Source organism: Acinetobacter sp. USHLN143 (genome assembly GCF_037145695.1).
Lineage (GTDB): Bacteria > Pseudomonadota > Gammaproteobacteria > Pseudomonadales > Moraxellaceae > Acinetobacter > Acinetobacter fasciculus.
In genome coordinates, this window is record NZ_JBBCWZ010000326.1 from 1 (window position 1) to 223 (window position 223).

Below are 223 nucleotides of genomic sequence, written 5' to 3' on the forward strand. Positions count from 1 at the left end.
CATCATTCCGACAGAGGTGTGCAATATCTTTCCATTCGCTATACCAATCGTTTAGAAGCAGCAAATTTACGAGCATCAGTCGGTACGACTGGTGATTCATACGATAATGCTCTGGCTGAAACGGTGAATGGCTTATACAAAACAGAGGTGATTGAATATCTAAAAGCAGATTGGCAAGGTTTAGCAGATGTACAACTTGCGACACTAAACTGGGTAGATTGGT

The 223-nt window shown here is 41.7% G+C and carries 1 pseudogene; it reads left to right on the plus strand.

The features are described 5' to 3' along the window. A pseudogene (locus WFH18_RS18240) lies at positions 1–223 on the plus strand (IS3 family transposase); the annotation flags it as partial.